The organism is Rhizobium aouanii, from assembly GCF_037002925.1.
GTDB lineage: Bacteria > Pseudomonadota > Alphaproteobacteria > Rhizobiales > Rhizobiaceae > Rhizobium > Rhizobium aouanii.
Window position 1 is genome coordinate 158542 of the sequence record NZ_JBAMYD010000007.1, and the last position, 17449, is coordinate 175990.

General features: G+C 62.4%; 15 protein-coding genes. 3 read left to right on the forward strand and 12 right to left on the reverse strand.

Annotated elements, in window-relative coordinates; genetic code table 11:
- Position 1 precedes the first annotated feature (1 nt).
- Together V8P77_RS14435 and V8P77_RS14440 are read right to left on the reverse strand one after the other, a co-directional pair.
- Positions 2-1105 (reverse strand): flagellar motor protein MotA, encoded by a 1104-nt coding sequence (locus V8P77_RS14435; protein ID WP_335913075.1) that lies wholly within the window; start codon positions 1103-1105, stop codon positions 2-4.
- A gap of 112 nt (positions 1106-1217) precedes the next feature.
- Positions 1218-2018, reverse strand: coding sequence for an inositol monophosphatase family protein (locus tag V8P77_RS14440; protein ID WP_335913076.1), 801 nt, complete (start codon positions 2016-2018; stop codon positions 1218-1220).
- 217 nt (positions 2019-2235) lie between these two features.
- Between V8P77_RS14440 and V8P77_RS14445 the strand changes: the two genes are divergently transcribed.
- Both V8P77_RS14445 and V8P77_RS14450 read left to right on the forward strand, forming a co-directional pair.
- Positions 2236-2814: a TetR/AcrR family transcriptional regulator gene (locus tag V8P77_RS14445; protein ID WP_335913077.1), complete on the forward strand. Its 579-nt coding sequence runs from the start codon at positions 2236-2238 to the stop codon at positions 2812-2814.
- 72 nt (positions 2815-2886) lie between these two features.
- A complete protein-coding gene (locus V8P77_RS14450; RefSeq protein WP_335913078.1) occupies positions 2887-3627 on the forward strand; it encodes a 3-oxoacyl-ACP reductase family protein in 741 nt (246 codons plus the stop codon).
- Positions 3628-3676: 49 nt separating this feature from the next.
- Here the strand turns inward: V8P77_RS14450 and V8P77_RS14455 are convergent, their stop codons facing one another.
- The 10 genes from V8P77_RS14455 to V8P77_RS14500 all read right to left on the reverse strand — a co-directional run bounded on the left by V8P77_RS14455 (position 3677) and on the right by V8P77_RS14500 (position 15362).
- A complete protein-coding gene (locus tag V8P77_RS14455) occupies positions 3677-4774 on the reverse strand; it encodes a protein-glutamate methylesterase/protein-glutamine glutaminase (protein WP_335913079.1) in 1098 nt (365 codons plus the stop codon).
- Between the two features lie 61 nt (positions 4775-4835).
- On the reverse strand, positions 4836-5693 hold the full coding sequence (locus V8P77_RS14460) for a CheR family methyltransferase (protein WP_335913080.1): 858 nt from the start codon (positions 5691-5693) through the stop codon (positions 4836-4838).
- A 29-nt stretch (positions 5694-5722) separates the two neighbouring features.
- On the reverse strand, positions 5723-6205 hold the full coding sequence (locus V8P77_RS14465; RefSeq protein ID WP_205936846.1) for a chemotaxis protein CheW: 483 nt from the start codon (positions 6203-6205) through the stop codon (positions 5723-5725).
- Complete coding sequence (locus V8P77_RS14470) at positions 6202-8022, reverse strand: HAMP domain-containing methyl-accepting chemotaxis protein (protein ID WP_335913081.1); 1821 nt, start codon at positions 8020-8022, stop codon at positions 6202-6204. The genes V8P77_RS14465 and V8P77_RS14470 overlap by 4 nt, the downstream gene beginning before the upstream one ends.
- A gap of 171 nt (positions 8023-8193) precedes the next feature.
- Positions 8194-10116, reverse strand: coding sequence for a HAMP domain-containing methyl-accepting chemotaxis protein (locus V8P77_RS14475; protein WP_335913082.1), 1923 nt, complete (start codon positions 10114-10116; stop codon positions 8194-8196).
- A gap of 245 nt (positions 10117-10361) precedes the next feature.
- Positions 10362-12071, reverse strand: coding sequence for a methyl-accepting chemotaxis protein (locus tag V8P77_RS14480; protein ID WP_335913083.1), 1710 nt, complete (start codon positions 12069-12071; stop codon positions 10362-10364).
- 30 nt (positions 12072-12101) lie between these two features.
- Positions 12102-12614, reverse strand: a complete 513-nt coding sequence (locus V8P77_RS14485; protein WP_335913084.1) for a chemotaxis protein CheW — start codon at positions 12612-12614, stop codon at positions 12102-12104.
- The gene (locus V8P77_RS14490) at positions 12611-14671 is read right to left on the reverse strand and encodes a chemotaxis protein CheA (protein WP_335913085.1); all 2061 of its coding nucleotides are present in this window, start codon (positions 14669-14671) and stop codon (positions 12611-12613) included. The genes V8P77_RS14485 and V8P77_RS14490 overlap by 4 nt, the downstream gene beginning before the upstream one ends.
- Positions 14668-15036: a response regulator gene (locus V8P77_RS14495; RefSeq protein WP_003542824.1), complete on the reverse strand. Its 369-nt coding sequence runs from the start codon at positions 15034-15036 to the stop codon at positions 14668-14670. Before V8P77_RS14495 ends, V8P77_RS14490 begins: the two co-directional genes overlap by 4 nt.
- Positions 15033-15362: an STAS domain-containing protein gene (locus tag V8P77_RS14500; protein WP_335913175.1), complete on the reverse strand. Its 330-nt coding sequence runs from the start codon at positions 15360-15362 to the stop codon at positions 15033-15035. The genes V8P77_RS14495 and V8P77_RS14500 overlap by 4 nt, the downstream gene beginning before the upstream one ends.
- 341 nt (positions 15363-15703) lie before the next feature.
- Here V8P77_RS14500 and V8P77_RS14505 point away from each other — a divergent pair, with 341 nt between their 5' ends.
- On the forward strand, positions 15704-17446 hold the full coding sequence (locus tag V8P77_RS14505) for a methyl-accepting chemotaxis protein (protein ID WP_335913086.1): 1743 nt from the start codon (positions 15704-15706) through the stop codon (positions 17444-17446).
- Positions 17447-17449: the final 3 nt, after the last annotated feature.

The window sequence follows — 17449 nt, forward strand, 5'->3', positions numbered from 1 at the left end:
CTTACTTGCCCTCGCTCTTTTCGGCCTGGCTGGCGCGGTCGCGTGACCGCTCGCCCCTCTCGCCGGCGCGCTCCTGCACGCCGATGCGTTCGGCAAGCCGGTCGAGCGTGCGGCGCATCGCCTTGGCCTCGTCCTGCTGTGCCTCGATCCAGTCGCGCAGCATCTGCTGCTCGTTGCGCATGTTCTTGACGAGGCCCTGAATGCCCTCGGCAAGGCTTGCCATGGCGGCGACGGAGCGCTGGCTGCCGGCGCCACCCTCTTCGGAAACCTTGCGCAGATAATCGGAGAGTGCGCGCATGTCGTCAGAGGAAGCGCCGGAAACGGCCTCGAGAGCGGGGGCAAGATCGGAGCCGACATCCGTGACCGAGGACAGCCAGTTTTCCAGCTCCATGTAGAAGCGGTTTTGCGCGCGGCCGGCCTGCAGGTCGAGGAAGCCGAGAATGAGCGAACCGGAAAGGCCGAGCAGCGAGGAGGAGAAGGCCTGGCCCATGCCCGAAAGCGGCGTCGAAAGCCCTTCCTTCAGCGCCGAGAGCACGTCTCCGGTGCCGTTCGAGCCGGCATCGAGCGACTGGATGACGATGCTGATCGAACCGATGGTGCCGATGAGACCCCAGAATGTGCCGAGCAGGCCGAGGAAGACCAAGAGGCCGATCAGGTAGCGCGAAACGTCGCGCGATTCGTCGAGGCGGGTGGCGATCGAATCGAGAATCGAGCGCAGCGCCGTCGTCGACAGTGCCAGTGAGGACTTGCGGCTGCCGAGCAGCGCCCGCATTGGCGCAAGCAGCCGCGGATTGCGGTTGACCTTGTCGGCGCTGCCGGCGGCGCGGAAGGAATTAAACCAGCGCACCTCGGGTCGAAGCGCCAGTACATGGTTGAAAACAAGAATGATTCCGACCGCGAGAACGCCGAGGATCAGGCCGTTGAGGCCCGGATTGTGCATGAAGGCGGTCTGCGTCTGCCGGAAGAGGATGGCGGCGATAAAACCGACGATGACGAGGAAAAGCAGCATCGTCCAGAGGAAGGGCATGGGGCTCGAAAGCCTGTAGGCATAAGTGCCCGCCGTCTTTTCGGTGGAGCCGATCTCCGCCACATTCACATTTTCCATAGGTTACGCAGCCTCCGGATTCCCTGCTGGCGGAGACTAGAACAACATTGTGCCGAATTGAAGTATGCCGGGGAGAAAACCGTGACTTTACAACAGCCAGATTTTCGTTCGGTCACTTGGCGGGAACCGGCCGCTTGACGACTTCGATCAGCGCCTTGTGGATAATCTCGTTGCCGGCGACGATTGTGCCGCTCTCCAGCATCGTTGCGCCACCGTCCCAGTCGGTGGTGAAACCGCCGGCTTCGCGGATGAGCAGGATGCCGGCCGCCATGTCCCACGGCGCCAGCTCGGCCTCCCAGAAACCGTCGAAACGCCCGGCCGCGACATAGGCAAGATCGAGGGTCGGCGAGCCCAGACGCCGGATGCCCGCCACTTCGCCCATCACGTGGCGAAGCTCGACCAGGAACTTGCCGTGATTGCGCTTGCCGAGCGCCGGCACGCCGCAGCCGATCACGCAATCCGACAGCGAGCGGCGAGCGGCGACGCGCAGGCGCCGGTCGTTGAGAAAGGCGCCGCCGCCGCGCTCGGCGGTATAAAGCTCGTCGGTCGCCGGATTGAAAACGACGGCGGCGACGATCTCGCCGTTGCGCTCAAGAGCGATCGAGACCGCGAAGGCCGGGATGCCGTGCAGGAAGTTCGTCGTGCCGTCGAGCGGGTCGACGATCCAGCGATGCGCACCGTCCGTGCCCTTGATCTCTTCGCTTTCTTCGCCGAGGAAGCCATAGGTCGGACGCGCCTTCAGCAGCTCTTCCCTGACGATCTTTTCGGCCTTGCGGTCGGCGGTGGAAACGAAGTCGCCCGGCCCCTTCACGGAAACCTGCAGGTTCTGCACCTCGCCGAAATCACGTCCCAGCGACTTTCCTGCCTTGAGGGCAGCCTGAACCATGACATTGAGAAGAGCTGAACGGGCCATCGGCGCATTTTCCTTGGGACTGATACGGGGCGCGCGCGCTGCCAGGGGCGGGAAGGGTCCCTGAACATGCATGACAGGCAGCGCTGCGAAGATTGGCGGCCTCAAGACCACAAAATCAGGGAAATTTCAAGGGGAGGCGCGCATGGCTGCCCTGCGGCGCCAGAAACCATCAATTTTATTCTGGACAGATCAGTCCAATAAGAGTAGAAGCCTCGTCATGGCACGACACAAGGAATTCGATCGCGACACCGCCCTTCATGCCGCCATCGGCGTATTTTCCGAGCACGGCTATGAAGGCACCTCGACCGAGGAACTGCTGACCGCGATGAAGATCAGCCGGCAAAGCATGTACGACACCTTCGGCGACAAGCGCGGTCTCTATCTGGAAGCGCTGAAGCGCTACAATGTGGAGAGCATCGACAAGATCATCGCCGATCTTCGCCGCGAAGGCCGGCCGATCGAGGCGCTGGAAGGCGCTCTCGTCGCTTTCGCCTCACGTCCCGCTGCCGAGGCGCGGCGCGGCTGCCTCGGTGTCAGCGCCATCTGCGAATTCGGCCGCACCGATGCCGAGGTCGCAGCTCTTACCGACAGCGCCGGCCACGCGCTTCACGCGGCGATCGAGAGCCTTCTCGGGGAGGCTCGCAGGACCGGAGAACTCGCAACAGATATCGATATCGCCGACGCCATTCGGTTTCTCGGCGCTGCCTTGTCGGGCATGAAAGTCAGTGCCCGAAACGGCGCCTCACCCGCGACGCTCCGCGCTATCGCACGCATGGCAATCAGAAGCCTCCGCTGACGAGAACAACTCCGAGCTGGCTTTTTCATGGATAATTCTAGACTGAACGATCCAAAAACAAAGGAAACCTGCATGTCTCAACCCCTTTCCACCAAGATCGCCCTCGTCACCGGCGGCTCGCGCGGCATCGGTGCCGCCATCGTCCGAAGGCTCGCCGCTGACGGAGCCGCCGTCGCCTTCACCTATTCCAGCTCCGAGCACACGGCGAAGGCGATCGTCGCCGAGTTGGAGGCTGCCGGCGGCCGGGCGCTGGCTATCCGGGCCGACAGTGCCGATGCGAAAGCCGTACAGGATGCCGTCGCGCTGACAGCCGGGACCTTTGGCGGTCTCGACATTCTCGTCAGCAATGCCGGGATTCTCATCCTCAACCCGCTCGACGACTATTCGCTCGAAGATTTCGACCGGATGTTCGCCGTTAATGTCCGCGCTGCCTTCGTCGGCATCCAGGCAGCGGCAAGACATATGAAGGAAGGCGGCCGCATCATCACCATCGGCAGCGTCACCGCCGATCGTAGCGGCTTTCCGACCTCCGCAGTCTACAGCATGACGAAGGGCGCGATCGCCTCGATGACCCGCGGCCTCGCCCGCGATCTCGGCCCCCGCGGCATCACCGTCAACAACATCCAGCCCGGCCCGACGGCGACCGACATGAACCCCAATGAGGACGATCATGAGCGCCTCAAGCCGCTGATGGCGCTTGGCCGCCTGGGGGAGGACCGCGAGATCGCCGGCCTCGCCGCCTATCTCGCCAGTGCCGAGGCCGCCTTCGTCACCGGTGCCAGCCTGACGATCGACGGCGGTTATCTCGCCTGAACAGAAAACCTGCACGGCTATGATCAAAAGCCGGTTCCCTTGAACCGACTTAAAACTTCTGCTGCGTCATCAGTACTTCGCGGGCGATCTGATCGAGCGGCAGGACCCGATCGACGCCGCCTTTGGCGATCGCCTCCTTCGGCATGCCGAAAACAACGGAACTCGCCTCGTCCTGCGCCACGGTGTAGGCGCCGGCCTGATGCATTTCCAGCATGCCGCGCGCGCCGTCGTCGCCCATGCCGGTCATGATGATCCCCATGGCGTTCGAGCCGGCCGAGCGCGCCGCCGAGCGGAAGAGCACGTCGACAGCAGGCCGGTGTCGCGACACCAGCGGCCCGCTCTTGACGCTCACATAGTAGCGCGCACCCTGGCGTTCGAGCAGCATGTGCTTGTCGCCTGGCGCGATCAGCACATGGCCGCGCAGCACCGGATCGCCATCGACGGCCTCCTTGACCTCGACCTCGCAGAGCCCGTTCAGCCGCTTCGCGAAGGCGGCGGTGAATTTCTCCGGCATATGCTGGACGATCACCATGCCCGGCGCATTGGCCGGCAGTTCCTCCAGGAACTCGCGCAGCGCTTCGGTGCCGCCGGTGGAGGCACCGACGCAGACGACCATCTCCGTCGTCTTCGCCATGGCCCGCCCCGTCGGCGGCGGCAGCATCACATCCGCCGTCAGCTTCTTGGCCGGCCCTTCCACTGAGGCAGAGCGAATGGTTCCGGCGGCGCGGCGGACGTTGGAAAGCCGTGCATGCGAGGCGCTCTTGACGACTTCGCGAATGCGCATCGCATCGTCGGAAAGGCTGTCGGCGGCGCCGATCTTCGATTTCAGGATGACGTCGACGGCACCGGCCTCCAGCGCCTGGAGCAGCGTTTCCGATCCCGCCTCCGTCAGCGACGAGCACATCACGACGGGGATCGGCCGTTGCGACATCAGCTTGCGCAGGAAGGTGATGCCATCCATGCGCGGCATCTCCACATCGAGCGTGATGACATCGGGGATCTCTTCCTGCAGCTTCCGCGCCGCCATGAAGGGGTCGGATGCGACCGCCATGATCTCGATATCGGGATCCTGCTCCAGCACATGCGTCAGCGTCTGGCGGATGCTGGCGGAATCGTCGATGATGAGAACGCGGATTTTCTTAGCCATGAATGCCCCTAATGCATGCCGTCCAGAAGTGCGCAGCGGTTTTGGGATGACGCGATGCGCTTTAGATACGCTGAAACACCGTATTCGAGACCTGCTTCAACGGCAGATCGAAGCCGGTGATCGATTCGGAATGGCCGATGAACATATAGCCGCCCTTCGCCAGGCAATCACAGAGGCGGTTGAGCACGCCGGCCTGAGTCTGCTTGTCGAAGTAGATTAGCACGTTGCGGCAGAAGATGACGTGCATCGGTTCGCCGACAGCGTATTTCTCGTCCATTAGGTTCATACGGGCAAAACCGATCTTGCTGCGCAGTTTCGGCGTGATGCGCACCTCCCGCCGATCCGGCTGCTTGGCCGTCAGCACGTATTTGCGCTGCAGATCGCGTGGCACAGGCGCGATCAAATCTTCCGGGTAGATGCCCCGGCGCGCCGTCTGCAGCACGTCGGTGGAAAGGTCGGTCGCCAGTACGCTGTAGGAGACGTCATTGCGGCCTTCGGCGAACTCCGCCAGCACCATCGCCATTGTGTAGGGTTCCGCCCCGGTCGAGCAGGCCGAACTCCAGGTGCGGACGGTCCGCACGCCGCTATTGGCGATCGCCGGCAACGCCACGCTCTGCAGATAGTCGAAATGCTTGGCTTCGCGGAAGAAGTCGGTCTTATTCGTCGTCACCACGTCGATCAGATAGACGGTTTCCTGGGCGAGGCCGTCGTGATTGAACAGGAAGTCGCAATAATCGTCGAAGGTCGAATGATTGGTTGCGCGAAGGCGGCGCCTCAGCCGCCCTTCGAGCATCGTCAGCTTGGTCGGCGGCATCTTGATGCCGCTATAGTCGCAGATGAACCGGGCAAGCCTGTCGAAATTGCGCTTGCTGATCCGGTCGCCCGGCAATTGGGTTTCCACCGCTGCTGCCATACCCATAGAACGCAGTACTCCGAATTGATGCGCGGTCAGGCCGCCGATTGCAGTGCCGAGGCGTCCTCGCGCGACAGCAAGCGTGCAAGATCGATGATGACGACGAAGCCGTTTTCACGACGAACGACGCCGGCGATATAGTCCGAGCGCCAGCGCACGCCGATATCAGGCGCCGCCTCGATCTGCTCGCGCCGGAACGGCGTGACCTCGAAGACGCGGTCGGCGACGAGGCCAAGCGTCAGCAGCCGGCTTTCCATCGGTACGTCGAGCACGAGCACACGCGTATGCGGCGTCGGCACGGTCTTCGACATGCCGAGCTTCAATCTGAGATCGATCGTCGGCACGCCCTGCCCGCGCACGTCGCGCAGGCCGAGCAGATAGTCGGGACCATTCGGAATTTTGAAAGCTTCCGCATAGTCGAGGATTTCCCGTACGACCTCAACCGGCACGGCGAAAATCTCGTCGCCGAGGCTGAAGGTCACGAATTGCGCTTCCAGGGAGGTGGTGGCCATGATCATGCGCTTTCCTTGAATTCGGCGTCACCATCATCGGGACCGCCCATGGAGAGATCGAGAGCGAAGCCTTTCGCCCGCGCCTGCTGACCGGCGACGCTATTGGCTGCCGACTTCTTGGGCGCAGGCTTGCGGGCGGCAGCGGCTGGAGCCTGGCTACGGACAGTCATCCTGGCAGCCGGCGCGCGCTCGCGGCGCCCGCCCGCCATATCGACCTTGAAGAAGGCGATCGACGTCTGAAGTTCCTCGGCCTGGGAGGCGAGTTCTTCCGAAGTCGCAGACATCTGCTCGGAGGCGCCGGCATTCTGCTGCGTCACCTTGTCGAGCTGCTGGATCGCCTCGTTGATCTGCGAAGCCCCGATATCCTGCTCGCGGCAGGCGGCGCTGATCTCGGAGACCAATTCCGCCGTCTTGCGGATGTCGGGCACCAGGCGGCCGAGCATGTCACCGGCTTCCTGGGCGGCTTTGACAGTATCACCGGACATCGCGCCGATTTCGGCAGCGGCCGATTGGCTGCGTTCGGCAAGCTTGCGCACTTCGGAGGCGACGACTGCAAAGCCTTTGCCGTGCTCGCCGGCACGCGCCGCTTCCACGGCGGCATTGAGGGCGAGAAGGTCAGTCTGGCGGGCGATTTCCTGGACGATGCCGATCTTCTGGGCGATGGTGCGCATGGCGTCGACGGCACGGGAAACCGCTTCGCCGCTCACTTCGGCATCCTTGGCGGATTGACGGGCGATCTTCTCTGTCTGAGCGGCATTGTCGGCATTCTGCTTGATGTTCGCAGCCATCTCTTCCATCGAGGCGGATGCTTCTTCGGCCGATGCGGCCTGTTCCGTGGCGCCCTGCGACACCTGCTCGGAGCTCGAGGACAGTTCCTGGCTGCCGGCCGAGACATTCTCAGCGGCGGCGATCGCATCGGCGACGACGCCGCGCAGGCGCTCGACCATCTGCTCCAGCGCGATGCCGAGCATATCCTTCTCCGAAAGGGGCTTCGGAGAGACAGTCAGGTCGCCGTTCGAGATCTGGTTGGCGATCGTTGCGGTAGTGCGCAGGTTCGCCGTCATCCGGCTCATCGAATGGACGAGATCGCGGATTTCGTCGTTGCTCTTGTGCTCGATAGTCTGTTCGAGATCGCCGATGCTGACGGCATCGGCAAGGTTGACGGCGCGCTTCAGACCGCGCGAAATGTTGAGCAGGATCCAGATTGCTGCTGCCGACGAGACGATGATCAGGCCGATCGTCATCATGACAAGCAGATTGCGTGAGTGCGCATACTGGTCGTTGGTGGCGGCGTCGGTTTCGGCGACATTGCCGGTCACCGTGTCGTTCAGCTTGGTGAGGATGCCGAGAAGCTGGGTCGTCACCTGCTGGCCTTCGCCCATCGAGATGACGCCGGCCTGACCGTTGGACTCCGTCGTGTTCTGCGTGGCGAGACCGGCGACGCGAGCCTGCAGCGCTGTCCACTTGCCGTAGAGATCGCCGAACTGGCCCATGCCATTCCTGATATCAGGGTCTTCCGAAGCAGCGAGGCGAGCCTGCAATGTCTTGATCTGCTCGCGCTGCTGCGAGATCTCATCGACATAACCGGCGATCTTGGTCGGATCGGTGTTGATGATCGCATCCTTTTCGGCGCGGATCGAGCGCATCACGGCATCGGAGAGATCGCCGGAATCACGCAGATTGGCGACCGGACCGGCAACCATGATCGAGATCTCGCTGTTCAGCGACGAGAGGTTATAGATCGAAAGACCGGCCATCGCACAGGTCAGGAGAACGATGAAACCGAACACTAGGCTCAGTTTTAATTTGATTGTGAAGCGCATTTCAAACCCCCGTTAGTACCGCGGCGGATATTCCGCCAGATCGCACATCGTGCCGTCGTAAAAACGCTTCATGCGTCACCAGCGGAGCCGGCATGACCAGGTGCGTCCATGCACCGGTTCAATCGAGGGCCGCTATCCACCGCGGCCCCCAGCTTCTGCATCGGAAAAGCCCTATGCGCTTTCACGGAACTCGTCATCGGCCGTATCCGGCCCGCCCATCGACAGGTCGAGGGCAAAACCCTTCGCGCGCGCCTGCTGGCCGGCGACCGTATTGGCCGGCGCCTTGCTGACCGGCTTGCGGAGGGCGGCTGCAACCCGGCTGCGGGCGGTGAGTTTTGCAGCCGGTGCACGCTCGCGGCGCCCGCCCGCAGTATCGACCTTGAAGAAGGCGATCGATGTCTGCAGTTCCTCGGCCTGGGAGGCGAGTTCCTCGGAGGTCGCCGACATCTGTTCGGAGGCACCGGCATTCTGCTGCGTCACCTTGTCGAGCTGCTGGATCGCCTCGTTGATCTGCGCCGCACCGATATCCTGCTCGCGGCAGGCGGCGCTGATCTCGGAGACCAGTTCCGCAGTCTTGCGGATGTCGGGCACCAGGCGGCCGAGCATGTCGCCGGCATCGGCGGCAGCCTTGACGGTATCGCTCGACATCGAGCTGATTTCGGCGGCAGCCGACTGGCTGCGTTCAGCAAGCTTGCGCACCTCCGAAGCGACGACCGCAAAGCCCTTGCCATGCTCGCCGGCACGAGCAGCTTCAACGGCCGCGTTGAGCGCCAAGAGATCGGTCTGGCGGGCGATTTCCTGGACGATGCCGATCTTCTGGGCAATCGTACGCATGGCGTCGACAGCGCGGGAGACAGCCTCACCGCTGGCTTCCGCATCCTTCGCCGACTGACGAGCGATCTTTTCGGTCTGCGCGGCATTGTCGGCGTTCTGCTTGATGTTGGCGGCCATTTCCTCCATCGAGGCGGAAGCCTCTTCGGCGGAAGCGGCCTGTTCGGTGGCGCCCTGCGACACCTGTTCCGAGCTTGCCGAAAGCTCCTGGCTGCCGGCCGAGACATTTTCCGAAGCCGAGATCGCATCGGCGACGACGCCGCGCAGGCGCTCGACCATCTGCTCGAGCGCGATGCCCAACGCATCCTTTTCGGAGAGCGGCTTCGGAGACACGGTCAGATCCCCGTTCGCGATCTGATTGGCGATGCCAGCGGTCGTCCGCAGGTTGGAGATCATGCTCTGCATCGCGATGCCGAGCGTATCCTTGTCGGAGAGCGGCTTGGCATCGATGCTGAGGTCGCCCATGGCGATCTGGTCGGCAAGCGCCGCCGTGGCGCGCAGATTGGCGGTCATGCTATTGACCGTGTTGATGAGATCCTTGATCTCGTCATTGGTCCTGACGTCGACGCTCTGGCTGAGGTCCCCGATTGCAACGGCGTTTGCGACCGTCGTGATCTTCCTCAAACCATTGTTGATTCCGAGCGTGATCCACAGCGCCGCGGCGAGAGCGACGAGCACGGCGATGCCGGAAGCGATGCTGAGGATCAGCTTGGTCGAGCCGTAAAGATCGGCATTCGCCTCGTCGGTCGCTTTCATGCCCTTGCGCTGGACATCGATGAGGGTTGCGATCGCGTCGCCCATGTCATTGGTCATCGTGCGCAGATCGCCGAGCGAAAGCGCCAATGCGCCGGCCTGATCGCCTTTGGCGTCAAGCTGCTGCAATTCGGCGGATCTATCACGGAATTTCGCGCCGATCGTCTGCAGCTTTTCCCAATAGGGCTTGCCTTCGGGCGAAGCGATGGCGTGGCCGGCATCGACGGCGTCGAACATGGCCTGCAAGTTCTGGTCGGCCTCCTTGTAGAAGCCGGCGGCAGCGTCGGGATCGGTAGCAAGCAACGCGTTCTTCTGAGCGCGGATGGCGTTGACTTCGGCGACATTGGCATTCAGCGCCAATTCCAGACGGCGCATCGGGCCGTCGATCATCTTGCCGCTCGCATCGTTCAACGTACCGAGGCTCATGCTTCCGTAGACGGCAATGCCGATCAGCAACAGCGTCATGATGCCGAAGGCAAGACCCAGCTTGAGTTTGATTGTGAAACGCATGTGGTATCCCCTGTATGTGGTCAAAACGAATGGATAGAGAGACGTCCCGGCGGAGGGACGTCGAGCTTGAAAAATGAAGAGCCTGTAAAGGAGGAAAGCGACTACATTCACTTCCCGACAGCCGGACATCTATCAATCGTTTGGCCAACGCCTACACACGTTGGGGGGCACCCAGCCTCAGGCCGCCGGGCGGCCTGAGAGATCACGTTGAGGCGAAGGCGTCAGGCGCTTTCGCCAGGGGAGCGCTATGCGCTCACCCTGAAGTCGTCGTCGCCGGCGTCGGGGCCGCCCATCGACATGTCGAGGGCAAATCCTTTAGCGCGGGCCTGTTGCGCCGAGACCGAATGGCCGGAGCTCTGATTGTGTGCTGCCGGTGTGGGCTTGCGAGTTGCGACAGGAGCCTTCAACACCTTGGCGGTGGTCTTCGGCTGCGTTTTGTGGCCGCCGGGCCGTGCGCTGCCTGCCGTATCGACCTTGAAGAAGGCGATCGACGTCTGAAGTTCCTCGGCCTGGGAGGCGAGTTCTTCCGAGGTTGCCGACATCTGTTCGGAGGCGCCGGCATTCTGCTGCGTCACCTTGTCGAGCTGCTGGATCGCCTCGTTGATCTGCGAGGCGCCGATGTCCTGCTCGCGGCAGGCGGCACTGATCTCGGAGACCAGCTCCGCCGTCTTGCGGATATCGGGCACCAGGCGGCCGAGCATTTCGCCGGCGTCGGCTGCGGCTTTGACCGTATCGCTCGACATCGAGCTGATCTCGGCAGCGGCCGACTGGCTGCGTTCGGCAAGCTTGCGCACTTCGGAGGCGACGACCGCAAAACCCTTGCCGTGCTCGCCGGCACGCGCCGCTTCCACGGCGGCATTGAGGGCGAGAAGGTCAGTCTGGCGGGCGATTTCCTGGACGATGCCGATCTTCTGGGCGATGGTGCGCATGGCGTCGACGGCACGGGTCACCGCTTCGCCGCTGGCTTCGGCATCCTTGGCGGATTGACGGGCAATCTTTTCGGTCTGCGCGGCGTTGTCGGCGTTCTGCTTGATGTTGGCTGCCATCTGCTCCATCGAGGCCGAAGCCTCTTCGGCCGACGCGGCCTGTTCGGTGGCGCCCTGCGACACCTGCTCGGAGCTTGCCGAGAGCTCCTGGCTGCCCGAGGAGACGTTGTCGGCCGCCGACAGTGCATCGCCGACGACGCCGCGCAGGCGTTCAATCATGATGTTGACGTTGCCCAGAAGTTCGCCGATCTCATCATGGCTGTTGATATCGGCCATCTTCGTCAGATCGCCTTCTGCCACTTCGCGGACCACGTTGTTGGCGCGGCTGAGGCCCTTGCTGATCGTGCTGGCAATCCAGAAGGCGGTCGTGGCGGCAATCAGCAGGGCAACGGCTGCGACGGCGATCATCGTCGTGCGTGTCGTCGTGTACTGCGCGTCGGCGCTTTCGTCGGCAGCCTTCATGCGCTGCTTTTCAAGCTTCAGGATCTCGTCGAGCGTCGCGTCGATATCGTTGGCGGCAACACGCGCCGTCGTGACGGAGACGGTGTTTGCGCCTTCGGTGTTGCCGGTCTTCAGGAATTCCCTGATCTGGTCGTCAGCCGTATTGAAGGTCCTGGAAAGTTCGGCGACACGCGCCCAGCGCGCCTTGCCTTCTTCCGTTGCAAGCGTCAGCACCTGGTTGAAGGCGTCGCTGAAATTCTTGCGGGCCTGATTGCCCTTTTCGATCGCAGCGGCCGTGTCCTCGGCGGTACGAGCGGTGAGCAGGTTCTTCTGCTGGCGGATGGCTTCGAGCTGCGCGATGTTGATCTGCTGTGCGAGGTCGAGGCGGGCTGCAGGGCCGGCGAGCAGATTTCCGATCGTATCGTTCAGCGATCCGAGGCTGAAAATGCCATAGGAAGCCGTGCCCGTGAGCAGGAGAATGATGAAGGTGAACGCGATCACCAGTTTCGTCTTAATTGTCAGTCGCATCGGTCTAACCCCTTGTGAATTCATCCAAAATCAGTTGCCGGCTCCCGCCGCATTATGTCGTGAAGAAAAAATTGCCTGAAGATTTGGGAGGATGATGAACTGTCCACCCCTCTTCACCAGACAGTTGATATAGTCGGCGCGCCAGCGCATGCCGACGCTCGGCGGTGCCTCGCTCGCGGTCTTGGCAAGCGTCGTCACCTCGTTCACCTTGTCGGTCCTGAGGCCGACGAGCGTCTGCTCGCCCTGCAGATCGATCTCGATGACGATGATGCGGCTGTCGATCGTGGCTTCTGCCGCCTCCATCCCGAAGGCGAGACGCAGGTCGGCGAGCGGAATGACCTTGCCGCGGAAGTTGATGACGCTCGCGACGAAGGGCTGGCTGCCCGGCACCGCAGTCTCGGGAAGCAGGTCCAGGATTTCCTGGACGATGACGGCTTCCAACGCGAAGGTTTCACCGTTGAGATCGAAGGTCAGGACCTCGACTTCCTCGGCATAGCTCCAGTGTTTGTCGAATCGTTCGGCTGTTGCTGCTGTTGCGCTCATCCTGCCACCCGCAATTGCGCCTCCTGTTGCTGACCCGCGGCAACCAGGTGCCCGACGTCGAGAATGAGGGCGACGCTGCCGTCGCCGAGAATGGTCGCGCCCGAGAAGGTCGCGACGTTGCTGTGCAGTTTCGACATCGACTTGATGACCGTCTGATGGTCGCCGATGATCTGGTCGACGACGAGGCCGACGCGCTCCGTGCCGGTCGAGATGACGACCACCTTCTGATGCAGGTCGGGCTTGGTGCCGGTGCGGAAGAGATCGCGCAGGCGCAGGAACGGCACCAGGCTGTCACGCAGCGAGATGAAGCTCCGGCCGCGCGAGCGCAGATCTTCCTCAAGCGAGAGTTCGAGGCACTCTTCGACCGCCGAGAGCGGAATGACGTAGCGGCCGGAGCCGACGCGCACCAGCAGGCCGTCGATGATGGCGAGCGTCAGCGGGATGCGCAGCGACACTTCCGACCCCTGCCCCGGCAGGCTGACGATGTCGATCGCGCCGCGGAGCGCCTCGACCGTCTTCTTGACCACGTCCATGCCGACGCCGCGGCCGGACAGATTGGTGATCGCCGCAGCTGTGGAGAAACCGGGAGCGAAGATCAGTTGCAGCAGCTCGGAGTCCGAAAGCGGCTGGCCGGGCTGGATGAGGCCGGAGGATTCCGCCTTGGCGCGAACCCGTTCGCGATTGATGCCGCGGCCGTCGTCCTTGATCGAGATGATGACCTCGCCGCCGGCCTGGCGGGCCGAAAGCGTCACCGTGCCGGCTTCGCTCTTGCCGGCAGCAAGGCGGTCAGCGGGCGTTTCGAGGCCGTGATCGATCGAATTGCGTACCAGATGCACCAGCGGATCGGCCAGACGCTCGATGACGGTTTTGTCGACTTCGGTGCTCTCCCCCTCCGTCACCAGTTCGATCACCTTGCCGGTCTCGCGAGCGAGATCGTGAACGAGGCGGCGGAAGCGGGAGAAAAGGGTGGCGACCGGCACCATGCGCAGCACCATCATCGTGTCGCGCAATTCGCCGGAGAGACGTTCGATTTCTTCCGAAACGGAGCGCAGTGCGATATCGGTGCTGGCGCTGGCGAGCTGGCTGAGGCGCGATTGCGCGATGACGAGCTCTCCGACGCGGTCCATCAGTTCGTCGAGACGTTCGGCCGGAACGCGGACATTCTCGGCCGCCTTCGCCTGGCTGACGGCGGCAGGCGCCTCGCGCTTGGCCGGAACCGCCTCGACAGGACGGAACTCCGGGACGGTGGTCGGCGAAACGGGCGCCGGCGATGCCGCGGCGACAGGCGCAGGTGCTGCCTTTTCCTCGACCGGAGCGGCGGTTGCCGCTGCCTGCCCGCTGATCTCCTCGACGCTGAGTTCCATGTCGTCGAGCACGAAGATGAAGACGTCGTCGATTGCCGAGCGGTCCTGCTCGCTGGTCAGCGTCACGTCCCAGGAAATGTGGAGTTCCGTCGGAGCCAGCGCGTCGAGGGGCGGAATGGCCGAGGTGTTGGCGCGCACGGTGCATTCGCCGAGATCGCGCAGCTCGTCCAGCAGGCCGAGCGGGTTGGTGCCGTTGGCCATCGAATTGGCGGGCAGGCTGAAGCGGATGCGCCAGCTGTTCTTCTTCTTCATCGCCGCTGCGTCGCGCGCGACTGCGGGTACGGAAACAGCAGCCGGCGCTGCTGCTGGCGCCGCTTCCCTGCCGCCGACGGCAGCCTGCAGCTGCGTCAGAAGTTTATGCCCGGTATCACCATGATCGGCGTCCGGCTGGTCGACCAAGGCCTGCATATGGTCCTGCGCAGCGAGAACGGCGGCGACGAGTTCGCTGGTCGCCGCGACTTCGCCCTTGCGGACACGGTCGAAGGCCGTTTCGCAATGATGGGTGAAGGCGGCGAGCGCCTCGAAACCGAACATCGCGCCGGAGCCCTTGAGCGTGTGGAGGCCGCGGAACACGGCGTCGACCAGATCCTTGTTGTCGAGCTGGTGGGTCAGGTCGAGAAGACCGGCCTCGATCGCTTCGAGGCATTCGGCGGCTTCCGTGCGGAATACGGCGACGGGATCGAGCGTACTCATCGTCCGAGAACCTTCTTCACGATCTTCACCAGGCTTTCAGGGTCGAACGGCTTGGTCAGCCAGCCCGTCGCGCCGGCGGCCTTGGCGCGCGCCTTGAGATCGGCGTCCGATTCCGTCGTCAGGAAGATGATCGGAACGCCGGCTTGCGCTGGCAGCTTGCGCAGTTCCTCGATCATCGTCAGCCCGTCCATGACAGGCATGTTGAGATCGGTCACGATCAGATCGAAGCTGCTGCCCTTGGCCGTAGCCAGGCCCTCTGCCCCATTGACCGCCTCGGTGACGCTATAACCGGCATTGGTCAGCGTGACCTTGGTGGTCAGACGAATGCTGGCAGAATCGTCGACAGTCAGGATATTTGCAGTCATAACGCCACCTCTTTATGCAACCAGAACTTTGCATCTTCATGATCGAAGGATTCGATGAAACCTGCGCGCTCAAGTACCTTCAGGACCGAGCCGCTGGCCGGCGAAGAAAGTCTGAGCGTCTTTCCCTTGGCCTTTGCTTGGCGGCGCGAGGATTCGATGAGTTGAACGAAACTCAGATCCGCTTCCGCGCCTTCGGGAATGCTGATGATGATTGTATCATTGCTGTGAAATTCATCAGTAAACTTTGAATATAGTTCGGACACGTTACGAATACTGAGGACAACTGGCAAATTTATAGGTTCGTAATATTGTTTCTGAGTATCCAATGCAGCCTCCTGGGCCAGAAAAATACTTGATGACCCTAAAAGGACTCTCACGACAGCGTTAATGCAGAGTAAACAGCGGTTGTAGGAAACTGCCGTATAGCGCATTCCCAGACTCCCAATTCTCATCCGGGATAAGTTGTATTTTTTTCTCAAAATTTAGAAATAAATAAAATAAAAACAATATGTTGAATCATAAAGCCGAGCGTTAGGCTTTCACCGACACGCCATCAACATCTTTCGTTAATCACAACGCCGGCGAGTCCCGGCGCGTTTACCGGACGTTTCCATCCTGCCCGTAAAAATAGAGTCGAATTGCCTGTATTTTAACAAAAGGTATAAAAGTGGCACACGCTCTGGTATCATCGAACGCTGCAGCCTACACGTCAGGGCGGGACATCAGCCAGACCCTGGAATCTGCTCGTAGCCAGGTCGAGGAACGTTTCCTCGAAGGCGGCACCGTGCTGCTCTCGGTGATGGATGTCCTCAACCGTCTGTTGAACTCGCTCGAGAGTGTCACCACGACGCTCGACAACAAGGAGGCGAGCGACACCAGCGCCGATCTCCGCGCCACGGTGGAGAGCCTGATGGCGCTGCCCGTCACCGAGGAAAACCGCCAGCAGGCGCTCGTCTCGCTGGCGCATACCGGCAGGGAGCTGCGCAAGCACGTCGCCGACATGCAGGAGACGATGCGTTATCTCAGAACCTTCGCGGTGACCGTAAAGATCACCGGCGCCGGCCTTGCCGAATTCGCCGGCTTCGCCCAGGAGATCCTGGAGCGCATCTATTCCGGCACTGACGAGGTCAACCGTTTCGCCACGCACCTCGACAGTCTCGACAAGGAGGTCAAGCTCGCAGCCTCCTTTGGCGCCAGCGTTTCCAAGAGCTACGCCGATACTGTTCCGGCCGTCGCCGGAGCCCTGCGCGATGATGCCGCCAAGATCGCGGGACATCGCAAGGATCTCGGCGTCATCGCCCGCGAGGTCGGCGCAATTGCCCGCGCAGTCCAGAGCAAGGTCGCCTCGACGCTGTCCGCCCTGCAGATCGGCGATATCACCCGCCAGCGCATCGAGCATGTGCAGGCCACCTTTTCGCTGCTTGAAGATTTCTTTGCCGGCGATGATGGCGCCAGACTCGACGCCGGCGCGCGCCAGCGCCTCCAGAACGTCATTCACCATCTGACGGCGGCGCAGATGAGCGACATGTGCGCAAATTTCCAGCGGGATTCCGAGAACGTCGTCAAGACGATCGCGAGTTTCGACCACGACATGCGGGAGATCCTCAAGCTGCGCGATCAGATGAGCGGTCAGAGCGGCGAGGCCGGCGGCAACTTCATGCGTGCGCTGGAATCCAGCGTTTCGGCCGCCCATGAAATCGTCAAGCAGGTCGATACGGCAAGCCGCCAGGCCGACCAGGTGAGCCAATCGACGATCGGTACGGCGGCCAAGCTCTCCGAAGCGATCGGCAACATCCGCGCCGTCAAGACCGACATTCACTATATGGCTTTGAATACCAACCTGCGCTGCAGCCGGCTCGGCGAGGAAGGCAGGTCGATCAACGTCGTCACCGCCGAGCTGCGCATCTTCGCCGGCAAGCTCGACGATTCCGCCGACGCCATCGTCAACGGCCTGCCGGCGCTCGAAGCCGCGGCCGGGCGCGTCGCCCCCGCCGCTGATGCCGGAGCCGGCAACCTCGGAGAAAGCCTGACCTCGGCCGTCGGCAACATCCGCTCTGCAGCCAATGTGATGGAAAACGAGCTGAAGGTGCTCGCCGAGAACGGTCGCGAGGTCGCCACCAAGATCAGCCTGCTGATCGGCAAGCTCGATTTCCAGCATAATCTCGGCGAAGTCCTTGCCGGCTGCGCCGATCTGCTCGAAGGCGTCGCCGGCACCGATGTCGCCGATATCTCCGATCTCGCTGAGACGATCGCGCCGCTCGACCGCAAGATCTTCAAGCACTATACGATGGTCCAGGAGCGCAGCATTCATCGCGGCATCATTCCGGCGAGCGAGGACAGCACCTCCGCTCCCGCCGAAACCGCCAAAGCCGAAAACGATGAGGATCTTTTCGCTGACGCGCTTTTCTAAGTT